Genomic DNA, 18,693 nt, shown 5'->3' on the forward strand with positions numbered 1-18,693 from the left:
CCGAGGGCGGGACTTGAACCCGCACGACCGTAGGTCACTACCCCCTCAAGATAGCGTGTCTACCAGATTCCACCACCTCGGCATGCGCGTTAATTGGCTTTACTCGGATTTCGACTCGGATTTCGTATCGGCGTCCGTAGCATCGCCCTCCGCCTGCGATTGCTGCGACTGTTGTTCAATGGGCACCTGGGCATCCATGACAACCGATTTCGTGACTTTGCCGCCGGCCATGTAGGCCAGGGTCAGAGACGTGAGCATGAATACGATGGCGGCCGCCGTGGTTGCTTTGCTCAGAAAGGTTGATGCCCCGGTGCTCCCGAAGAGGGTCTGACTGGATCCGCCGCCGAAAGCAGCGCCCATGTCTGCCCCTTTGCCGGTCTGGAGCAACACGATCATAATCAGGGCGATACACACAACTACGTGAATTACTATCAACAGTATGGACATTGGTTATCGTCTTTTACGGTTCAATCATTCATTAAAAAAAACCAGCTTGCTGAACGTTTCCGGGTCCAGGCTGGCCCCGCCGACCAGCGCGCCGTCAATATCGGGCATTTCCATGAGCACCCGGACGTTGTCCGGTTTTACGCTCCCACCATAAAGGATGCGAACGGCACTGGCAAACGGTTTTCCAAATAGCGTGTCGAGCAATGACCGGACAAACTGATGGGCCTCCTGAGCCTGCTCTTTAGAGGCGGTTTTTCCGGTACCGATGGCCCAGACCGGTTCATAAGCAACAACGAGACCGGATAAGTCATCAAAAACAAAATCTTTTAGACCATCTCGAACCTGTTTGTCAAGCACAGAAAATGTCTCGCCGGCTTCGCGCTGCGCCTCTGTTTCACCGATACAAAACACGGGGATAAGACTCGCAGAAAGGGCTGCCCGGATTTTAAGATTGATGCTTGCATCGGTCTCTCCAAAAAACAACCGTCGTTCGGAGTGACCGATGATCACGTGGCTGCAACCAACCTCCACCAGCATCTCCGATGAGATTTCTCCCGTGAAAGCACCCTGTTTCTCCCAATACAGGTTCTGTGCCCCCAAGGCGATGGTACTTCCTTTGAGGGCCTGGGCCACCTGGTAAAGGGCGGTAAAGGTGGGGGCTATCATCACCTCCACATCCGTTGCGCGATTGACCAGGCGCTTCAATTGACTGGCGGCCTCCACGGCCTGGAAACCGGTTTTATGCATTTTCCAGTTGCCTGCGATCAGTGGGGTTCGGCTGCTCATCGGTCATTTTCTCCTCTACTAAAGTTGTTTGCCAATCATGGCGGCCAGGTCGACCATGCGGTTGGAGTAACCGGTTTCGTTGTCGTACCAGGAGAGCACCTTGACCATGTTGTCCACGACGTACGTGGTCGGTGCATCAACGATCGAAGACAATGGACAGCCGTTGAAATCGGTGGAGACCAATGGCAGGTCGCTGTAACCCAGGATGCCTTTGAGCGTTCCTTCAGCTGCTTCTTTGAGAGCTTCATTGACATCGGATTTGGTGATGCCGGCTTTGTCCACGCTGACCACCACATCGACAATGGAGACGTTGGGGGTGGGAACGCGAATGGCCAGGCCGTTGAGCTTGCCTTCCAGTTCGGGTAGCACCAGGGCTACGGCTTTGGCCGCACCGGTGGTGGTCGGGATCATGGACAAGGCCGCGGCTCTGGCCCGGCGAAGATCCTTGTGGGGAAAGTCCAGCAGGCGCTGATCTCCCGTGTAGGAGTGGATGGTCGTCATCAGCCCGCTTTTAATGCCGAAGTTTTCCAGCAATACTTTGGCCACCGGTGCCAGGCAGTTGGTGGTGCACGACGCATTGGAAATGATGTGGTGCTGCTTGGGATCGTATTTGGTGGCGTTGACGCCCATGACGATGGTGATGTCCGGATCCTTGGCAGGAGCGGAAATGATCACCTTGCGCGCGCCGGCGGTCAGATGCTTGGCCGCGTTATCGCGGTCCCGGAAAAGGCCGGTACATTCACAGGCGATGTCCACACCATAATCTTTCCAGGCCAGCCGCTCGGGATCCTTGACGGCCGTGTAGGCGATGGACTTGCCGTCGACCTCGATGGCGCCATCTTTGGCTTTGATTTCCATATCCAGTTTGGCATGGACCGAATCATATTGCAGCAGGTGCGCCATGGTTGCAGCGTCAGTCAAATCATTGATCGCCACGACTTCCACGTCCGGATGGTTCATGGCGGCCCGGAAAACCACGCGACCGATCCTGCCAAATCCGTTGATGCCAATTTTTATGCTCATCCTGCCCTCCTTTAAAGTTAACGAAAAAAGTCGCTTGTGAACGGCTCACGAAAGCCGCGATTATCACGGTAATTCATCCAGTAATCCGGTTTACCCGTTTTTCCTGGGCCAGAGGACTTATCTGCTGAAGCATGGGAACCCATAGCCGATACACCCGTCTGGCGACTACCCTCTTTTGTTCCCTTTCAATATGCCGCTGGCCAAAGAGATGCTTTTCTTTCCGAACGATTCAAGATTGGTCGCCAGTTCCGAAAGGGTCTGATTTTTCCGGGCGCTGGCTGCCCGGATCAGGATTGGCAGATTAACTCCGGATATCACCTCGATGCGCCCCTCTTCTAAAAACGAATAACTCAGGTTGGACGGCGTTCCTCCGAACATGTCGGTAAGAATCAGAATCCCGTCGTCGCTTTTCAATTTTTTAATGCCGGCGGCAATCTTGTTGCGCAACTTATCCGCGTTTTCGTTCAAATCGATGGATACGGGGGCCATGGCCTCCGGTCGTTCGCCAAGAATGAATTCCGCCGCCTCGAGCAATGCATCTGCGAGCCGGCAATGGGTAACCACTAAAACGCCAATCATATCTGCCTGTCTTTCATCGGGTGAATGGGGATAACGGAACCGGATCTTTTTTCATGGTCAATGGGATTTGTCAATGTCGCGATGGGTCAGTTCCGTTTTACGACCCAATGCCGTAATGTGATCACACAATTGTCCGGCGATCACGACGGAGCGGTGACGACCTCCTGTGCAACCGACGGCAATAGTGAGGTATGATTTTCCTTCATTTTCATATTGGGGAACCAACAAGTCCAACAGATCGAAATATTTCTGTAAAAATAAACAGGTTTGGTCAGTATTCAAGACAAAAGAGCGAATTTTTTCTGTTTTCCCGCTCAACGGCCTAAGTGACGGTTCAAAATAGGGATTCTTTAGAAAACGGACATCCATGACCAGATCGGCATGAACCGGGAGCCCATACTTGTATCCAAAGGAGATTACCTGAACATTCATCGACTCGTCTTCGGCGCCCACGGTGGCTATTTTCCGGATGATGGATTTAAGATCGTGGACATTCAGATCAGATGTGTCGATGATTGGATTGGCCTTGCGCCGCAGCGATGCCAGTATGGTTTTTTCGGAGCGAATCGCATCGTGAAGGCTTTTTTTCAGTGCCAGTGGGTGCCGCCGACGCGTCTGGCTGTAACGTCTCAGCAGGGTCTTCTCATCCGCTTCGAGAAAAATGATCCTGAAGTGAAAGCCCAATCCCTTTAATGTATCGAGGGTGGATTCATATTGCCGGATAAAGCCATTATCCCGAAGATCCATGCCGAATGCCAAACTGGTATAGGCACCGGCATGGTTCAAAGATAAATTCAGGAAGCCGGGCAACAAGGAGACAGGCATGTTGTCCACGCAGTAGTAGCCGGAATCTTCAAAGGCGGCCAGAGCCGTACTTTTTCCGGAGCCGGATCTTCCGGTGACAATGGTGATGGGGGGGGCTTTCACAACGCGGTTCTCACATAATTATGAGGCAAGGAGGCGCAGGCGGATGCCCGGAATACGGCTAAAAATCGTCATCATCCTCACCGATGATGGCGATGATTTCATCGGCGCTGGTGGCCTTCATCATCCTCTCTTTTAGTGGCTCTTTTTTTAGCAGCCGGGATACGCGGGCCAGCAGTTTAAGGTGCAGGTCGGTCGAGTGTTCGGGCGTGATAAGCAGGAAAAACAAGTGGGTGGGGCGACCGTCCATGGACTCGAAATCCACCCCCTTTCGGCTCAGGCCAAAGCCCAGAACCAGTTTCTCCAGATTTTTAAGTTTGCCGTGAGGAATGCCGATGCCGCCGCCAATGCCGGTGCTGCCCAATCGTTCCCGCTCCATCAACACACGCACCATATCGCTGTGGTCGATGCCGGTAATATCCGCGGCAGGGGCCACCAGTTCATTTAATATGCCGATTTTGTCCTTGGATTTCAGATCTAAAAGAATCGCTTTTTTGTCGAGTACATCTAATATTTTCATCGCTTTCTCACCCGATCAGGCATCTTCCCGCTGTTTGTCGTTGGTAACCGACGTGTTTCTGGAGGCTGTTGAAAAACGGTGGCGCACGCTGCTCGATCTTCTTATGCTGTTCAACATGCTCGCCAAACCATCGTTTTCCTGTCTAATTAAACCTTTTTTCTGCCTATCCGGATGCTGTCAACCCCGCTATGCCCGCGGTTGGATCAATCCGTAGTTGCCGTCTTTTTGCCGGTACAGTACGTTGACCGATTCCGTTCGGGCATTGGTGAATACCAGGAACTTGTCTTTTATCAGATCCATCTGCATCACCGCCTCATCCACGTCCATTGGCTTGAATTCGATATGGTGGATCCGTACCCGGGGCTGGTCACCTTCTATATCAATCAGCTGCTCGGGCATCATGGCACCGGTTTTTCCCTTGGATCGGTATTTCCGACCCTTCTGTTTGCTTTTTTTTATCTGGGCCTCTAGCTTGTCCAGCACCATATCGATGGCTGAATACATCTCTTCGGTCTCCTCCTTGCCATTGATGATTAGCCGGTCTCCCATGATGTTGATTTCAGCGCTGTGGCGAAATTTTTCAATGGACAGGACCACATTGGCTTCAGCTGGGCCGTTGAAGTATTTTTCCATTCGGTTCAGTTTTTCGCTGACATAAGATTTGAGGGCATCGGAGGGTTGGAGGTTCTTGAATCTGACGGATGTATTCATGGTCGGTGCCTCCTTTTGGAATACCTGTCGGCAGAGGGCGGCCAGCTGGTTTCAGATATGCCCCCTGCCGGTTTTTTTAGTGGCGGTGAGACAAGAAACCCGTGGCCTAGTGCTGGGGATGCCATTAACAGCCTGTTAGAACTGTTTTCGTTTGCTGGAGGATAAAATGCCCATCATCTCCCGGTATTTGGCCACCGTGCGACGGGCGATGTCAATATTGTCCGTTTTGAGCAACTCGGCCATTTTACTGTCGCTATATGGCTTTTTGGGGTTTTCCCCTTCGATGATCTTTTTAATTTTGGCCTGCACGCTGGCCGAGGCGATATCTTCGCCAAATACCCGTTTGATGGAGCTGTTGAAGAAATATTTGAGTTCGTAGATGCCCTGGGGGGTGTGGGCGTATTTGTTGGTCGTTACCCGGCTGATGGTTGATTCGTGCATGCCGATATCTTCGGCCACATCCCTGAGCACCATGGGTTTTAAATGCGTCACGCCCTTTTCAAAGAAATCCCGTTGAAATTTCAGGATGCTCTCCATCACCTTATAGATGGTTTTCTGGCGCTGGTGGATGCTGCGGATCAGCCAGGCCGCGGATCGCATCTTGTCGCGAATGTATTCCTTGGCGTTTGCGCTGACTTCGTTTTTTTTGGTGATGGCCCGCTTGTAGAATGGATTGACCCGAAGCTTGGGCATGCCGTCGTCGTTAAGGACGATTACAAATTCACCCTCACTCTTGTCGACGTAGATATCCGGGATAATATAGTGGGGTGTCTCTTCGGTGAACTGTCTCCCCGGTTTGGGTTCCAGCGCGCGGATGACGGTGACCGCGGCGATGACGTCTTTCAGTTTCACCTTCAGGGCCTTGCAAATGGCCTTGTAATTCTTGTTTTCCAGATTCTTCAGGTGATCGGAGATAATGTCCGTCACCAGGCTGTTTTCCAGTTCCAGAAGCTGGGCCTGGAGCAGGAGGCACTCCCGCAGGTCCCTGGCACAAATCCCCACCGGATCGAAGGACTGCATGGTTTCCAGGACATCCTCCACCATCTCGATGGAAATGCCGCTTTGCTGGGAGAGTTCTTCGACGGACAGTTGCAGATATCCGTCGGGGTTGAGGCTGCCGATAATCAGGCTGCCGACCTGCTTTTCGATATCGGTGGGCGAAAGCATCAACAGTTGCCATAACAGGTGATCGCTGAGGGACTCCTTGGAGGAGACAAATGCCTCGTACTGGGGCGCATCCCGGCTTTCAGACTCGAAATTGACTTTTCCGGGCGAGTTATACTCGTCGAGGTAATTGCTCCAGTCGATTTCGTCGTTGATCTTCTCGTCGATTGTAACTTCACGGGCTTCTTCGACCGCGGCGGCAGGCTCCTCTTCGGGCTCGCTCTCCTTGGATTTGTCGGGGGCCTCCTGTATTTCCTCTAGTGTGGGATTCTCTTCCAGCTCCTGTCTGATGGTGTCCACCAGCTCAAGGCGGGACAGCTGTAACAGCTTGATCGCCATCTGGAGCTGCGGCGTCATAATGAGCTGTTGGGTCAGTTTTAGTTGTTGTCTGAGTTCGATTGCCATCTTAGAGTCTGAATTCGTCTCCCAAATATATTCGTCGGGCGATGGTGCTCGAAGCGATCTGTTCCGGTGTTCCGGTTTCAATCACTTTACCGTCGCTCAAAATAAATGCCGAATCACACGCCCCCAGGGTTTCCCGTACATTGTGATCGGATATCAAGATGCCGATGTTCCGATCCTTCAAATGGGCGATGATCTTTTTTATGTCGATCACCGCCAGCGGGTCGACGCCGGCAAAGGGTTCATCCAGCAGCATAAAGGCCGGGTCCGTGGCCAGGGCCCGCGTGATTTCCAGGCGGCGGCGCTCGCCGCCGGACAGCACCGCCGCTTTTGATTCCGCCACGTGGGCGATACCCAACTCTTCCAGCAGGCGGTTGGTGCGCTCATGGCGCTGCTGGCGTGACAGGGACATGGTCTCCAGAATCGCCAGAATATTCTGGCGGACGGTCAGTTTCCTAAAAATGGAGGCCTCCTGGGGCAGGTATCCGACCCCTGTTCTTGCCCGAATATGCATGGGGTATTCCGTGATGTCCTTATCATCAAGAAAAACCTGGCCGCTATCGGGCTTGATCAACCCCACGGTCATGTAAAAAGTGGTGGTTTTGCCTGCACCGTTTGGCCCCAGCAGGCCGATCACCTGCCCGCTTTCCACGTTCAGGCTGACCCGGTCCACCACTTTTCTGCCCCGGTAGACCTTGACCAGTTCACGAACAGACAAGACAGCCATTAACTGTTTTCCACAGGGTGCAAGTTCACGGGCTACTCCAATCCTGATTCTTCCGGGAGGATTACCGCTTTGACGCGACCGTTGGATCCACCTTCGACGGTGAACCGTCCATCATCCCGGTAGAACGTGATGGTTTCGCCGGTGATGGTGTTGTCGCCGCTGGTCACCATAGCCCCCGGGCCGGTCAGGATCAGCATGCGCTGTGCTGTTATATATACTGCCTGCCGGGCAACGGCAAGCCTATTGTCGAATTTAATTTCCACGTTTCCGGTGGCTACCAGCTTCTCTAAAGACTGTGAAGGTGAAGCGGGTTCAACTTCGGAGCCACCGGAAAAAAAAATCTTAAGGCTGTCCGCGATGATCAGGGTCTCCCCCTGTTTGGCCCTTACATTCCCAATAAACTCCGCATGGTTGTCTGCTGTGTTGGATATGAGCCGCTCCGACGAAATATGAATTTTTTTTGCCTCGGGATCGGCCGTTTCCGCTGAAGGAGTCTTGGCTCCGGCCTCACCGTGGACGGTCAGCGGGGGCAACAGCAACATGCAAAACAGTATCGTCAGCACGAGGCCGGCGGGGCAGCTAAAGTTGAAGATCTTCACTGATTATTCCTTCCACACCACCTTCGAAGCGGGTGATACTGGTTTCCAGGTTCATGGTCATCGTGTCAGCGTGAAGGGTGATCGACTTGCTGGAGAGGGTCACCGGTGTATCGGCGCGAAGTTCCCTGGCGGCCGGGTCGTAGTCGAGTGTTTCGGTCTCGAACCGGTAAAGGCTGGTGTTGGCCGACACCTGCCCCGAGACCGTTATGCGGCTGGAGTCCGTGTAAATCGTTCCCTGCTCGGCGGTCAGGTGCACATGATCCCCGTCGTCCATGAAAAATTCCACATCGGGACTGACCAGCAGCATGGTTTTCTCTTTTTCCAGAAGGGTTGCCGAGACCGCTTCCAGCCGCCACTCCCGAATGCCGTTTTTCATGGCGGTCTGGCGAATTTTGTTGAGCCGCATGTCCGCTTCTTCTTTAACCAGGTCCAACAGCACCTCCGGATTGCGGGTCATGCGGCGATACCCGATAAAGACGATAATCGTGCCGGCCAGCACCAGCACAACAATGCTCAACAATACACGCTGAATCAGGCGGCGGCTATTCATGAGAACCGTTTTTTGATCATCGGTTCCCAATCTCCCCTGGCTTGCAGGATCCGCTCGCTGATTTCACGCACCGCGCCACAACCGCCCATAGCCCGAGTGGTCATTACGGCAGCCTGTTTTACCAGATCGTGGGCATCGCCGACTGCGATGGGCACGCCCACCCGGTGCATGATGGGCAAATCCGGCAGGTCGTCTCCCACAAAGGCCGTGGCTGATGCCGCCACGCCTGTCTCGTTCAGTATCTCTTCAAGGGCGGCAGCCTTGTCGCGGATGCCGTCTTTGAGCAGGTTGATGCCTAAATTTCGGCACCGATGAACCAGTGCCATGGAGCGGCGGCCGGTGACGATGCCCACCATAAGCCCTGCCTCGATTAACATGCGGATACCCAATCCGTCGCGCACGTGAAATACCTTGGTTTCCTGGCCGCTGTCGTTGTAAATCACCTGGCCAGTGGTGAGGACTCCGTCCACGTCCAGAAGTATCAGGGCAATTTGTTTCAGGCGGGTGTCGATCATGGGATTTTGTCAGGCGGCCAGGGCGGTTTTGATGGCTTTGAGTTGGACCAGCAGATCGGGCAGCTGGTCCAGGGGGAGTGAATTGGGGCCGTCGCAAAGGGCATTGTCCGGGTCTTCGTGAACTTCCAGGAAAACACCGTCGGCACCGGCCGCTATGGCTGCCCGGGCCAGCACCGGGGCAAACTCCCGCTGGCCGCCGGAGTGGGTTCCCGCGCCGCCGGGCAATTGAACACTATGGGTGGCGTCGAAGACCACCGGACAACCGGTTTGCTGCATGATGTGGATCCCCCTGAAATCCACGACCAGGTTGTTGTAACCAAACATGACACCGCGTTCGGTGATCATGGGTTGGACGCTGGATACCGAACGAATCTTTTCGACGATATTGACCATATCCCAGGGGGCCAGAAATTGGCCTTTCTTGACGTTCACCGGTTTGCCGGTTTTTGCAACTGCCAGGAGCAGGTCGGTCTGGCGGCAAAGAAATGCCGGGATCTGAATGACATCAAGCACCTGGGCGGCCGTTTCCACTTCGCTGATGCGGTGAACGTCGGACAGGATCGGCACGCCAAGGGTTTGTTTGACTTTGTCCAGCACGCGCAGACCGTCCTGAATGCCCGGCCCCCGGAAGGAGGTGATGGCGGTTCGGTTGGCCTTGTCATAGGACGCCTTGAAGGTAAAGGGAATGCCGAGGTTGTCCGTCAGCGCTTTGAGTCGGGCGGCGATGCGCAGCGTGACAGCCTCATCTTCGATGACGCATGGGCCGCTGACCAGGAAAAAAGGGCTATCCATTTTCATTTAATGTCAACTTTCAAGAGAATTGGAATCATGTTTTATTATGTATCCTCAGGCGGTTAAAAAGTCAAGTCGCGAAAAACTTTGCCTTGATTACCGGTGGCTTAACTGGTATTGTCCCCAACTTAATAGACGGCTAAAGAACAGCGCCGAAAGGAAAGAATCCGTTGAATAAAAAAGGAAGTTCGCTCAGACCGATCCTAATTGTCACTGTGGCGCTGCTGATCAGTATCCCTGCCGTATGGCTGGCCATTATCCGTATGGAAGGATCGGCACCTGCCCTGGAAATTGAACTCGAATCACCTTTTATCGGTGCCACGCAGACCGTTACCGTGAATGTGGACGATGCCGGCAGTGGTATCCGCAAAGTCTGGATGGGCCTGTTGGTCGAGGGCCGGGAGGTGGAGGTCCTGCAGCGTAGCTTTCCTTCAGCCGGTTTCTTTGCGGGCGGCAAGGAAAAGTCGGTGCAAGTGAAAGCACCGGTCTCCCCTCAGTCCCTGGGGCTGGCCGACGGAAAGGGCGTTATCCGTGTCGTGGCCTGGGATTACTCGCTGCGCAAGTGGGGAAAAGGCAATCGGGTTTACCTGGAAAAGGAGATCCAGATCGACACCAAGGCGCCGTCCATTGACCTGATCAGCCGCTCCCACAATCTAACCCAGGGAGGCAGTGGTGCGGCAATATACCGGCTGTCGGAAGATTGCCCGGTCAGCGGGGTGACGGTGGGCGATCTTTTTTTTCCGGGATATGCTGGTTATTTCAAAGATCCGTCCATCCACATGGCCCTGTTTGCCTTGGATTTCCAGCAAGGTAAGGAAACGCGACTGGCGGTTGCCGCAGAAGACTTCGCCGGCAACCGGTCGACGGCCGGCTTGGCATATCACATCAACACCCGGTCTTTCAGAAAAGACACGATTAATCTGTCCGACACCTTTTTTAACGCGAAAATGCCCGATTTCGAGCGCTACTTTCCTGAATCATCGGGCGGCAGTCGAGCCGATCTTTTTCTTAAAGTCAATCGTGAACTGCGTCTCAAGGATACCGAGGCGATATACCAAATCACCCAGCAGACGGAAAAGGATATCCTTTGGGATGGGCCATTTTTGCGGCTTCCGCGGTCTGCCAACCGTGCCCGATTCGCCGATCACCGCACCTATTTCTACGGCGGCAAGGAGATCGACCGCCAGGTGCACATGGGGATCGATCTGGCGTCTACGGCGCATTCCCCGGTACCGGCGGCCAACCGCGGAAAAGTCGCATTCACCGGTGACCAGGGCATCTATGGCAACACCATCATTCTTGACCACGGGTTCGGACTGTTCACCCTCTACTCGCATCTGAGTCAAATCGATGTCGCCGTCGGCCAGATAGTCAATAAGGGTGATAGTATCGGCAAGACAGGCTTGACGGGTCTGGCGGGTGGTGACCACTTGCACTATGCCGCCCTGATTCACCAGACCTATGTCAATCCGGTGGAGTGGTGGGACGACACGTGGATCAAAAACAACATCAGCGCCAAAATCAATGACGCGGGACCCCGAACTAGGCCTTAAGATAGTTTATTTGGCAAGGATAGTAGGGAGGAAGCCGTATGGTAATACTGCGACGACCGATAACGCAGTCCAAATAAATTATCTTAAAGCCTACAGGAGCAGACGGCGGTATGGGACGCCTTAAGGTTAAGAAAACGGTTCAGCAGATTAACGATAAAATCAGGGCCGGCAAGGTGGTTGTCGTCACTGCCGAAGAGATGATCGACATCGTCGCTGACAAGGGTCCGCAGGAGGCTGCCCACCAGGTGGATGTGGTGACCACGGGGACATTCGCGCCCATGTGCTCGTCAGGTGCATTTATCAATTTCGGTCACTCGGCACCGGGGACCAAGGCAGCCAAGGTCTGGATCAACAATGTGCCCGCTTACGGGGGTGTTGCCGCAGTAGACTGTTACCTCGGGGCCACCGAGCCGTGCGAAGACGATCCCCTGAACAAGGTGTATCCCGGTGAATTCCTCTACGGCGGCGGCCACGTCATCCAGGATCTGGTGGCGGGCAAGAAGATGCATATCAAGGCCACCGCCTACGGAACGGATTGTTATCCCAGCCGGGAATATGAGAAGATTGTTACGCTCAACTCGTTGCCTCAGGCAACGTTGTGCAACCCCAGGAACGCCTATCAGAACTACAACTGTGCGGTGAATCTGACCAATAAAACCGTTTACACCTACATGGGGGCGCTAAAACCCAGGGCGGGCAACGCCAACTACTGCTCGGCCGGCCAGTTGAGCCCGTTGTTCAACGACCCGTTCTACCGGACCATCGGGCTGGGCACGCGGATTTTTCTGGGCGGCGGCGTCGGGTATGTCACCTGGCACGGCACCCAGCACCGGCCAGGGGTGAAGCGGGCAGCCAACGGTACACCCTTGACCCCGGCGGGGACCCTATGGGTGATGGGTGACATGCAGCAGATGAGTCCGGACTGGCTGGTGGGCGTCAGCATCCAGGGGTACGGGTGTTCACTGGCAGTGGGGCTGGGCGTCCCCATCCCGATACTGGATGAGGAGATGGCCAGATTTACGGCAGTTTCAGACGCTGAACTGTTTACCCAGGTTGTGGACTACGGCAACGATTACCCCAAGGGTAAATCAAGCAGTTTGGGACAGGTCAGCTATGCGGAGCTCAAAAGTGGGGTTATCACCGTCAAGGGGAAGAAGGTGCCTACGGTTCCGCTCTCAAGCATGGTTAAGGCCCGACAGATTGCCGAGACGCTGAAACAGTGGATAACATCGGGCACATTTGAATTGGGTACGCCGCAGTTCACCCTCCCCGCTGCCTGATGCCCGACGGTGGCCTTCATGCCAGACAGCGGGTCGCAAAGGAGCCACAGTGCCAAAGACCCTGCGCGCCTTTGTTGCCGTACCGATCCCTGATGCGGTGGCCGTCTTTTTGATACAGATTCAGGCGCGGCTTCAATTGCCGCGAAGAGAGATCCGCTGGGTGGCGGCGACGAACATTCATTTGACCCTGAAGTTCCTTGGAGATATCGATCCGTCCCGGGTTCCTGCAATCGCCGCTCAGATGGATGCCGCCGCAGGAATGACAGCTGCTTTTTCGCTGACCGTAAAGGGGGTGGGTGTTTTTCCGAACCTCCGCCGTGCACGCGTGATTTGGGTCGGACTGGCGGGTGATATCGACCGGTTGAAAGCGGTTCAGGTAACCCTCGAATCCGGTTTGGAATCGGTGGGCTTCAAAAGGGAGTCCCGTGGCTTTGGCGCTCACTTGACCATCGGCCGGATCCGCCGACGGATCGATGCGCAATTGATCGACGAATCCTTGGAATCCTTGAAAGCGGTTGCCTCAGATTTTTTCCGAGTGGACCGACTGATGCTCTTTAACAGTATTCTCAAACCCAATGGGCCTGAATACACCCTGCTGCACACATCGCACCTGGCGGTTTAGAAACCCCCAGGCTGTTTTTGAAAACCGTATCGATCCGGCAGATCGAAACGCGACATCGAGCAAGCCGAGAATAGTTTGACGTGCCTGCCTGAAAATTATCGCGGGAGGCTTTCAATGATTTTTTTTCACCCTGTTACCAACCTGGGAGGATTGCATGGCAATTTCACCGGATAAAACCAAGGCGGTAGACTCCGCCATGGGGCAGATCGAGCGTCAGTTCGGCAAGGGCGCCATTATGAAACTGGGGGCACGCCCCGTCGTGGACATTCCCGTGATCTCCAGCGGATCCATCGAACTGGACCGCGCCCTGGGCATCGGCGGACTGCCCCGCGGCCGCGTGATCGAAATTTTCGGCCCCGAGTCATCGGGAAAGACGACCCTGGCCCTGCACGCCGTGGCCAACGCGCAAAGACAGGGTGGCATCGCGGCCTTTATCGACGCCGAGCATGCCCTGGACACGAGCTATGCCCGCAAGCTGGGGCTTAACTGCGATGAACTGCTGGTCTCTCAGCCCGACACCGGCGAGCAGGCCCTGGAAATTGCCGACATGCTGGTTCGAAGCGGCGCGATCGACGTGATGGTCATCGATAGCGTGGCAGCCCTGGTTCCGCGGGCGGAGATCGAGGGTGAGATGGGGGACTCCCACATGGGGCTGCAGGCACGCCTCATGTCCCAGGCGTTGAGAAAGCTGACCGGCACCATTGGAAAGACGATGACGTCGGTGATCTTCATCAACCAGATCCGTATGAAGATCGGCGTCATGTTCGGCAACCCGGAGACCACCACCGGCGGCAATGCCCTGAAATTTTATTCTTCCGTTCGGCTGGACATCCGTCGCATCGGCGCTATCAAAGACGGGCAGGACGTCGTGGGGAACCGGACCCGGGTCAAGGTGGTCAAAAATAAAATGGCCCCGCCGTTCAAAGAGGCGGAATTTGACATCATGTACGGAGAGGGCATCTCGCGGTCCGGCGACCTGCTGGATGTGGGCGTCAGTGCCGGCATCATCGACAAAAGCGGTTCCTGGTATTCCTACAATGGCGAGCGCATCGGCCAGGGGCGCGAAAACGTGAAAAAATTCTTCCAGGACAATCCCGACCTTTTAGAAGCCGTGGACATGAAGGTGCGCGAGGCGGTGGGCCTTCTGAAACCAAAAACAGATGCGAAAAAGGAAAAAACAAACCCGAAAGCTAAAGAACAATAACCAAAAACCAAATCACAAATAAATCTCAATAGCCAAATTCAACATTCCAAGATCTGATAATCTTGAAGAAAGGGCATTTGATCATCAATATTGGAGAAATCAAAATAACAATCAACCGTTGGTTGGTATCTTCTTTGAGATTTGGACATTATAATTTGGAATTTATTTGAATTGTGGTGCTTGTTTTTTGTTGTTTCCCTTTTTCCGGATTAGGAGACGGTTATGACCGGCGACGAGATTCGACAACTTTACCTCGACTATTTTCAGAAACATGGCCACCGGGTCGTGCGCAGCTCGTCCTTGATACCCCAGGACGATCCGACGCTGCTATTCACCAATGCCGGGATGGTACAGTTCAAACGCACGTTTCTGGGTGAGGAGAAGCGGGACTATGTCCGCGCGACCACCTCACAGAAGTGCGTACGGGCCGGCGGCAAGCACAACGACCTTGAAAATGTAGGCTATACGGCCCGGCACCATACCTTCTTCGAGATGCTGGGCAACTTCTCCTTCGGCGACTATTTCAAGGAGAAGGCCGTGGATTTCGCATGGGATCTGCTGACCAACGGATACGGGCTGCCGGCGGAAAAGCTCTGGGCGTCGGTCTACCTGGATGACGACGAGGCCTTTGATTTATGGCACCGACGCATCGGCATCCCCGAATCGCGGATGATAAGGCTGGGGGAGGAGGAAAACTTCTGGGCCATGGGTGACACCGGCCCTTGCGGTCCCTGCAGCGAGATCCACCTGGACCGGGGGGCGGAACATGGCTGCGGCCGGCCTGACTGCGATGTGGCTTGCGACTGCGACCGGTTTCTGGAAATCTGGAACCTGGTCTTCATGCAGTTCAACCGGGATTCCACGGGCGCCATGACACCCCTGCCCAAGCCCAGCATTGATACGGGCCTGGGTTTGGAGCGCATGGCATCGGTGGTTCAGAATGTAAACACCAATTTTGACACCGATCTGATTTACCCGATCATTCAGCGTACTGAAGCGCTGGCCCAGAAATCATACGGCCAAACCGAGTCCGTCGACGTGGCCATGAAAGTGATCGCCGACCACAGCCGGGCCGCGGCCTTTCTCATCGGCGACGGTGTGCTGCCGTCCAACGAGGGCAGGGGATACGTGCTGCGTCGGATCATGCGGCGGGCCATTCGCTATGGCCGCAACATCGGCCTGACCCAACCCTTTCTCCACGAAACCGCCCGGGTGGTGTTTGACATCATGGTCCCGGCCTACCCGGATCTCAAGACGGCCTCGGCCTTTATAACCAACGTCATCGAAAACGAGGAGGTTCGTTTTTCGGAAACGTTGGACAACGGGCTGCGGGTGCTAAACGATGCCCTATCAGAGATCCGGGCCAAGGGGTCAACCCAGGTTCCCGGTGAATTGATCTTCAAGCTTTACGATACATTCGGGTTTCCCGTGGATATCGTGCGCGACGTGGTGCGGGACGAAGGCATGACGCTGGACACCGACGGGTTTGAACAGCGCATGGACGAACAGCGCAGGCAGTCCCGTTCCAAAATCGCCTTTGCCGGCGTTTCCGATGCCTACCGCCAATTGAGCGCCTCGGGTGAAAAACCCGAATTCGTCGGATATGGCACCCTGGCCTGCGAAGCGCGTGTGGTGCTCATCGTCCAGGACAACCAAGGGGTCGATGCTGCCGATACGGGAACCACGGTGGAAGTGGTAACCACGGCCACACCCTTTTACGGAGAAGCCGGCGGCCAGGTGGGTGACCAGGGGGCGATAACGGCCCCTGGCATGGAGATGAGGGTCATCGACACGGTCAAAGATCCCACGGGAATCATTATTCACAAAGGGCAGGTGCAGGCCGGTCGCCTGGAAAACGGTCAGACGGTCATGCTCACCGTGGATGGCGACCACCGGGCAGCCGTGGCCCTCAACCACACGGCCACGCACATTTTGCATGCAGCCCTTCGCCATGAACTGGGGGATCACGTGAAACAGGCCGGATCCATGGTGGCGGCGGACCGGCTTCGATTCGACTTCACGCATTTCTCCCAGATCGAATCCGACGCATTGGCGCGCATCGAAATCTTCGTCAACCAGCGTGTGCGTCAGAATGTTCCCGTGACTGTTGAGGAGATGGACATGGATCATGCCATGAAATCCGGCGCCACGGCCCTGTTCGAGGAGAAATACGGCGACCGGGTTCGTGTCGTTGCCCTGGATACCTTCAGCCGTGAGCTATGCGGGGGTACCCATACCGGCCGCACCGGCAATATCGGCCTGTTCAAAATTAGTTCCGAATCGAGCGTGGCGTCTGGCGTGAGACGGATCGAGGCCCTTACGGGCATAGCGGCGCTGGACCATGTGCAAAAGACCAGCCGGATTCTCCAGCAGTTGAGTCACCTGGTCAAGGACAAGCCCGAGACCGTGGTTGCGCGGGTCGAGTCGACTCTGGCATCGCTGAAAAGCCTGGAAAAAGAAACCGAACGGCTCAAGACCAAAATGGCAGAAATGCAGGCCGATGGCAGCGGTGAGCAGATCATAGAGATCAACGGGGTTACCGCGATCATCCAACAGGTGACCGTTGACAAGCCGTCCGCCCTGCGTGAGCTGGCCGACCGATTCAAGGACCGCATCGGTTCAGGCATCGTGGTCCTGGGGTGTGAGACCGACGGCAAGGCGCTGTTGATCGTTGTCGTGACCAAGGATCTCAACCACCGGTTCCATGCGGGCAAGATGATCAAACAGATTGCCAACGTGGTGGGCGGCGGCGGCGGTGGCCGACCCGACATGGCCCAGGCCGGCGGTACCCAGCCTCAGAATCTGCCGCAGGCGCTGGAAAAAGCGCGTGAGTTGATCCAACAGGAATAGAAGCGGACCCGTGCATGGGTGAGTTGATACATTAATCACCCCCTCTTTTCGTCGATATGAAACCCCCAAAATAAACACCCGCGGCGGCTTTGGTGGCCGGACGGACAGCTGGCCTTGTACGTGCCCACCACCTCGCCGGGCAGGCCGATGGCGTCCCCGTGGCGGATATCAACCTTTTAGCACATCGATCATCGTAAAAACCCGACCCGTTTCGCCTTTTTTAAGTTTCCGATCAAGATAACAGGCTGCATCCATGGTGCCCTCCGCATAAATGTCGCGGCCGTTGACGTTATGCTGGAATTCAAAGACAACGGTGTTGTCCGGCGAGGTCAACCGATAGGTGTGCCATCCATGACCGGACAAATAGGCCTCGGGAATTCCCCATTGCTCGCGTTGAACCGACGGGTCCCGCTCCATGGCGATTGCTTCCGGCGAAAAATCGACACCCATATGTTTGAAATAGGAAACCATGGCCTTGGCCGTGCCGCTGGTATCCGCTTTGCCGGCCTGGTGGCTTTCCCGGACGGTCAGCGTGTAGCCTTTGAAAATGCCTGGAAATGTGTCGGCCGCGTATTCCATCATGGCCTGAAATCCCACAATCTGTTTGGCCATGTTGGGCGCGATAACAGCGCAGGCGGTTGCGTTGCGCACCGTTTGGTTCAGCATTTCCCGATCGCCGCCAGTGGTGCCCATGACAAACGGCAGACCCCGATTGCAGTAAAAAACGGCATTGTCGTTGACGGCGGAGGGATGGGTGAAATCCACGCTGATGAAATCACCGTGCGTCTTGATCAGCGCATCCATTTTTTTATCACGGTCAGCCGGGGTGATCAGTTCGATGACCGTTCCGGAGATGGTGTGCCTGCCGGTTTGGATTTCCGGTCCGGTGAGGGAGTGGGGCAATAGGGTGATCCGGGAATCCTGCAAGGCATGGCCGGCGATAATGGAGGCAACGTTCCCGGGCAGGCCATTGATCATTATTTTTATGGAAGTCATCGTGTTTGGTCCTTATTTTTGGATGGGCCACATCGGTTTGGATGGCTAAGGGATGGTCACACCCACCCAAACTGAGCGATTCACCTTTCTCGAAGAAGGTTGATTGGTAACGATTACGGTTGGTTACCATCGATCGTTGTATTTAAAAAGTGAAACCCATTGGTTTGCCGATCTTTATCCGCCTCAGGCGGATCACCCCATCCTCGGCGTTAGCTATCGCCGCGCATAGTCCACTATAGCGCAACGACATCTGCCTTGAATCTGCGGCAACTTCGACAATCGCTCCGTTTGGGACCCAGTTACCCCACACCAATTTTTTTGGCAATGGCGGTCAGTTTGGGAAACGCCTTTTGATCAGCGGCGCGGATGTGGCCGGCCAGCATGCTGGCCGCAGAAGGAATCCAGTGTTCAAAGGCTTTTTTTTGTTTGATCCGGCTCAAGAACCCGAA

19 protein-coding genes are annotated in these 18,693 nt (G+C 55.0%); 5 read left to right on the plus strand and 14 right to left on the minus strand.

The genetic code is table 11. The features are described from left to right. Positions 1-99 precede the first annotated feature (99 nt). The 13 genes from secG to kdsA all read right to left on the minus strand — a co-directional run bounded on the left by secG (position 100) and on the right by kdsA (position 9,745). Positions 100-447, minus strand: coding sequence for a preprotein translocase subunit SecG (gene secG / locus QNK41_RS21805; RefSeq protein WP_319261618.1), 348 nt, complete (start codon positions 445-447; stop codon positions 100-102). A gap of 24 nt (positions 448-471) precedes the next feature. Beyond that, positions 472-1,233 carry a triose-phosphate isomerase gene (tpiA, locus tag QNK41_RS21810; protein WP_319261620.1) on the minus strand — a complete coding sequence of 254 codons (762 nt, stop codon included), beginning with the start codon at positions 1,231-1,233 and terminating at the stop codon, positions 472-474. 18 nt (positions 1,234-1,251) lie between these two features. Then, the gene (gene gap / locus QNK41_RS21815; protein ID WP_319261623.1) at positions 1,252-2,256 is read right to left on the minus strand and encodes a type I glyceraldehyde-3-phosphate dehydrogenase; all 1,005 of its coding nucleotides are present in this window, start codon (positions 2,254-2,256) and stop codon (positions 1,252-1,254) included. Positions 2,257-2,421: 165 nt separating this feature from the next. Beyond that, entirely contained in the window at positions 2,422-2,835 is a 414-nt protein-coding gene (locus tag QNK41_RS21820) for a PTS sugar transporter subunit IIA (RefSeq protein ID WP_319261626.1), read from the minus strand. Between the two features lie 57 nt (positions 2,836-2,892). Continuing rightward, positions 2,893-3,762 (minus strand): RNase adapter RapZ, encoded by an 870-nt coding sequence (gene rapZ / locus QNK41_RS21825; RefSeq protein WP_319261629.1) that lies wholly within the window; start codon positions 3,760-3,762, stop codon positions 2,893-2,895. Positions 3,763-3,820: 58 nt separating this feature from the next. After that, entirely contained in the window at positions 3,821-4,279 is a 459-nt protein-coding gene (locus QNK41_RS21830; RefSeq protein ID WP_319261632.1) for a PTS sugar transporter subunit IIA, read from the minus strand. A 186-nt stretch (positions 4,280-4,465) separates the two neighbouring features. Further along, positions 4,466-4,990, minus strand: coding sequence for a ribosome hibernation-promoting factor, HPF/YfiA family (gene hpf, locus QNK41_RS21835; RefSeq protein WP_319261635.1), 525 nt, complete (start codon positions 4,988-4,990; stop codon positions 4,466-4,468). Between the two features lie 135 nt (positions 4,991-5,125). After that, positions 5,126-6,559, minus strand: a complete 1,434-nt coding sequence (gene rpoN, locus QNK41_RS21840; protein WP_319261638.1) for an RNA polymerase factor sigma-54 — start codon at positions 6,557-6,559, stop codon at positions 5,126-5,128. A gap of 1 nt (position 6,560) precedes the next feature. Further along, positions 6,561-7,283 (minus strand): LPS export ABC transporter ATP-binding protein, encoded by a 723-nt coding sequence (gene lptB, locus QNK41_RS21845; RefSeq protein ID WP_319261641.1) that lies wholly within the window; start codon positions 7,281-7,283, stop codon positions 6,561-6,563. A 32-nt stretch (positions 7,284-7,315) separates the two neighbouring features. Beyond that, the gene (gene lptA / locus QNK41_RS21850; protein ID WP_319261644.1) at positions 7,316-7,882 is read right to left on the minus strand and encodes a lipopolysaccharide transport periplasmic protein LptA; all 567 of its coding nucleotides are present in this window, start codon (positions 7,880-7,882) and stop codon (positions 7,316-7,318) included. Then, a complete protein-coding gene (gene lptC, locus QNK41_RS21855) occupies positions 7,863-8,432 on the minus strand; it encodes an LPS export ABC transporter periplasmic protein LptC (protein ID WP_319261647.1) in 570 nt (189 codons plus the stop codon). The genes lptA and lptC overlap by 20 nt, the downstream gene beginning before the upstream one ends. Then, complete coding sequence (locus QNK41_RS21860; protein WP_319261650.1) at positions 8,429-8,947, minus strand: KdsC family phosphatase; 519 nt, start codon at positions 8,945-8,947, stop codon at positions 8,429-8,431. Before QNK41_RS21860 ends, lptC begins: the two co-directional genes overlap by 4 nt. Before the next feature lie 9 nt (positions 8,948-8,956). After that, positions 8,957-9,745, minus strand: a complete 789-nt coding sequence (gene kdsA / locus QNK41_RS21865) for a 3-deoxy-8-phosphooctulonate synthase (RefSeq protein ID WP_319261653.1) — start codon at positions 9,743-9,745, stop codon at positions 8,957-8,959. A gap of 164 nt (positions 9,746-9,909) precedes the next feature. Here kdsA and QNK41_RS21870 point away from each other — a divergent pair, with 164 nt between their 5' ends. The 5 genes from QNK41_RS21870 (at position 9,910) to alaS (ending at position 17,248) form a co-directional block, all read left to right on the plus strand. Further along, a complete protein-coding gene (locus QNK41_RS21870) occupies positions 9,910-11,292 on the plus strand; it encodes a M23 family metallopeptidase (protein ID WP_319261656.1) in 1,383 nt (460 codons plus the stop codon). Between the two features lie 110 nt (positions 11,293-11,402). Further along, the gene (locus QNK41_RS21875) at positions 11,403-12,572 is read left to right on the plus strand and encodes a homocysteine biosynthesis protein (protein WP_319261658.1); all 1,170 of its coding nucleotides are present in this window, start codon (positions 11,403-11,405) and stop codon (positions 12,570-12,572) included. A gap of 49 nt (positions 12,573-12,621) precedes the next feature. After that, complete coding sequence (thpR, locus tag QNK41_RS21880; RefSeq protein WP_319261661.1) at positions 12,622-13,194, plus strand: RNA 2',3'-cyclic phosphodiesterase; 573 nt, start codon at positions 12,622-12,624, stop codon at positions 13,192-13,194. Positions 13,195-13,348: 154 nt separating this feature from the next. Continuing rightward, entirely contained in the window at positions 13,349-14,398 is a 1,050-nt protein-coding gene (recA, locus tag QNK41_RS21885; protein ID WP_320416528.1) for a recombinase RecA, read from the plus strand. A gap of 222 nt (positions 14,399-14,620) precedes the next feature. Continuing rightward, complete coding sequence (gene alaS, locus QNK41_RS21890; RefSeq protein ID WP_319261664.1) at positions 14,621-17,248, plus strand: alanine--tRNA ligase; 2,628 nt, start codon at positions 14,621-14,623, stop codon at positions 17,246-17,248. A gap of 168 nt (positions 17,249-17,416) precedes the next feature. Here the strand turns inward: alaS and dapB are convergent, their stop codons facing one another. Continuing rightward, a complete protein-coding gene (dapB, locus tag QNK41_RS21895) occupies positions 17,417-18,244 on the minus strand; it encodes a dihydrodipicolinate reductase (RefSeq protein ID WP_319261667.1) in 828 nt (275 codons plus the stop codon). Between the last annotated feature and the right edge of the window lie 449 nt (positions 18,245-18,693).

This window comes from Desulfosarcina sp. (assembly GCF_033791525.1).
Lineage (GTDB): Bacteria > Desulfobacterota > Desulfobacteria > Desulfobacterales > Desulfosarcinaceae > Desulfosarcina.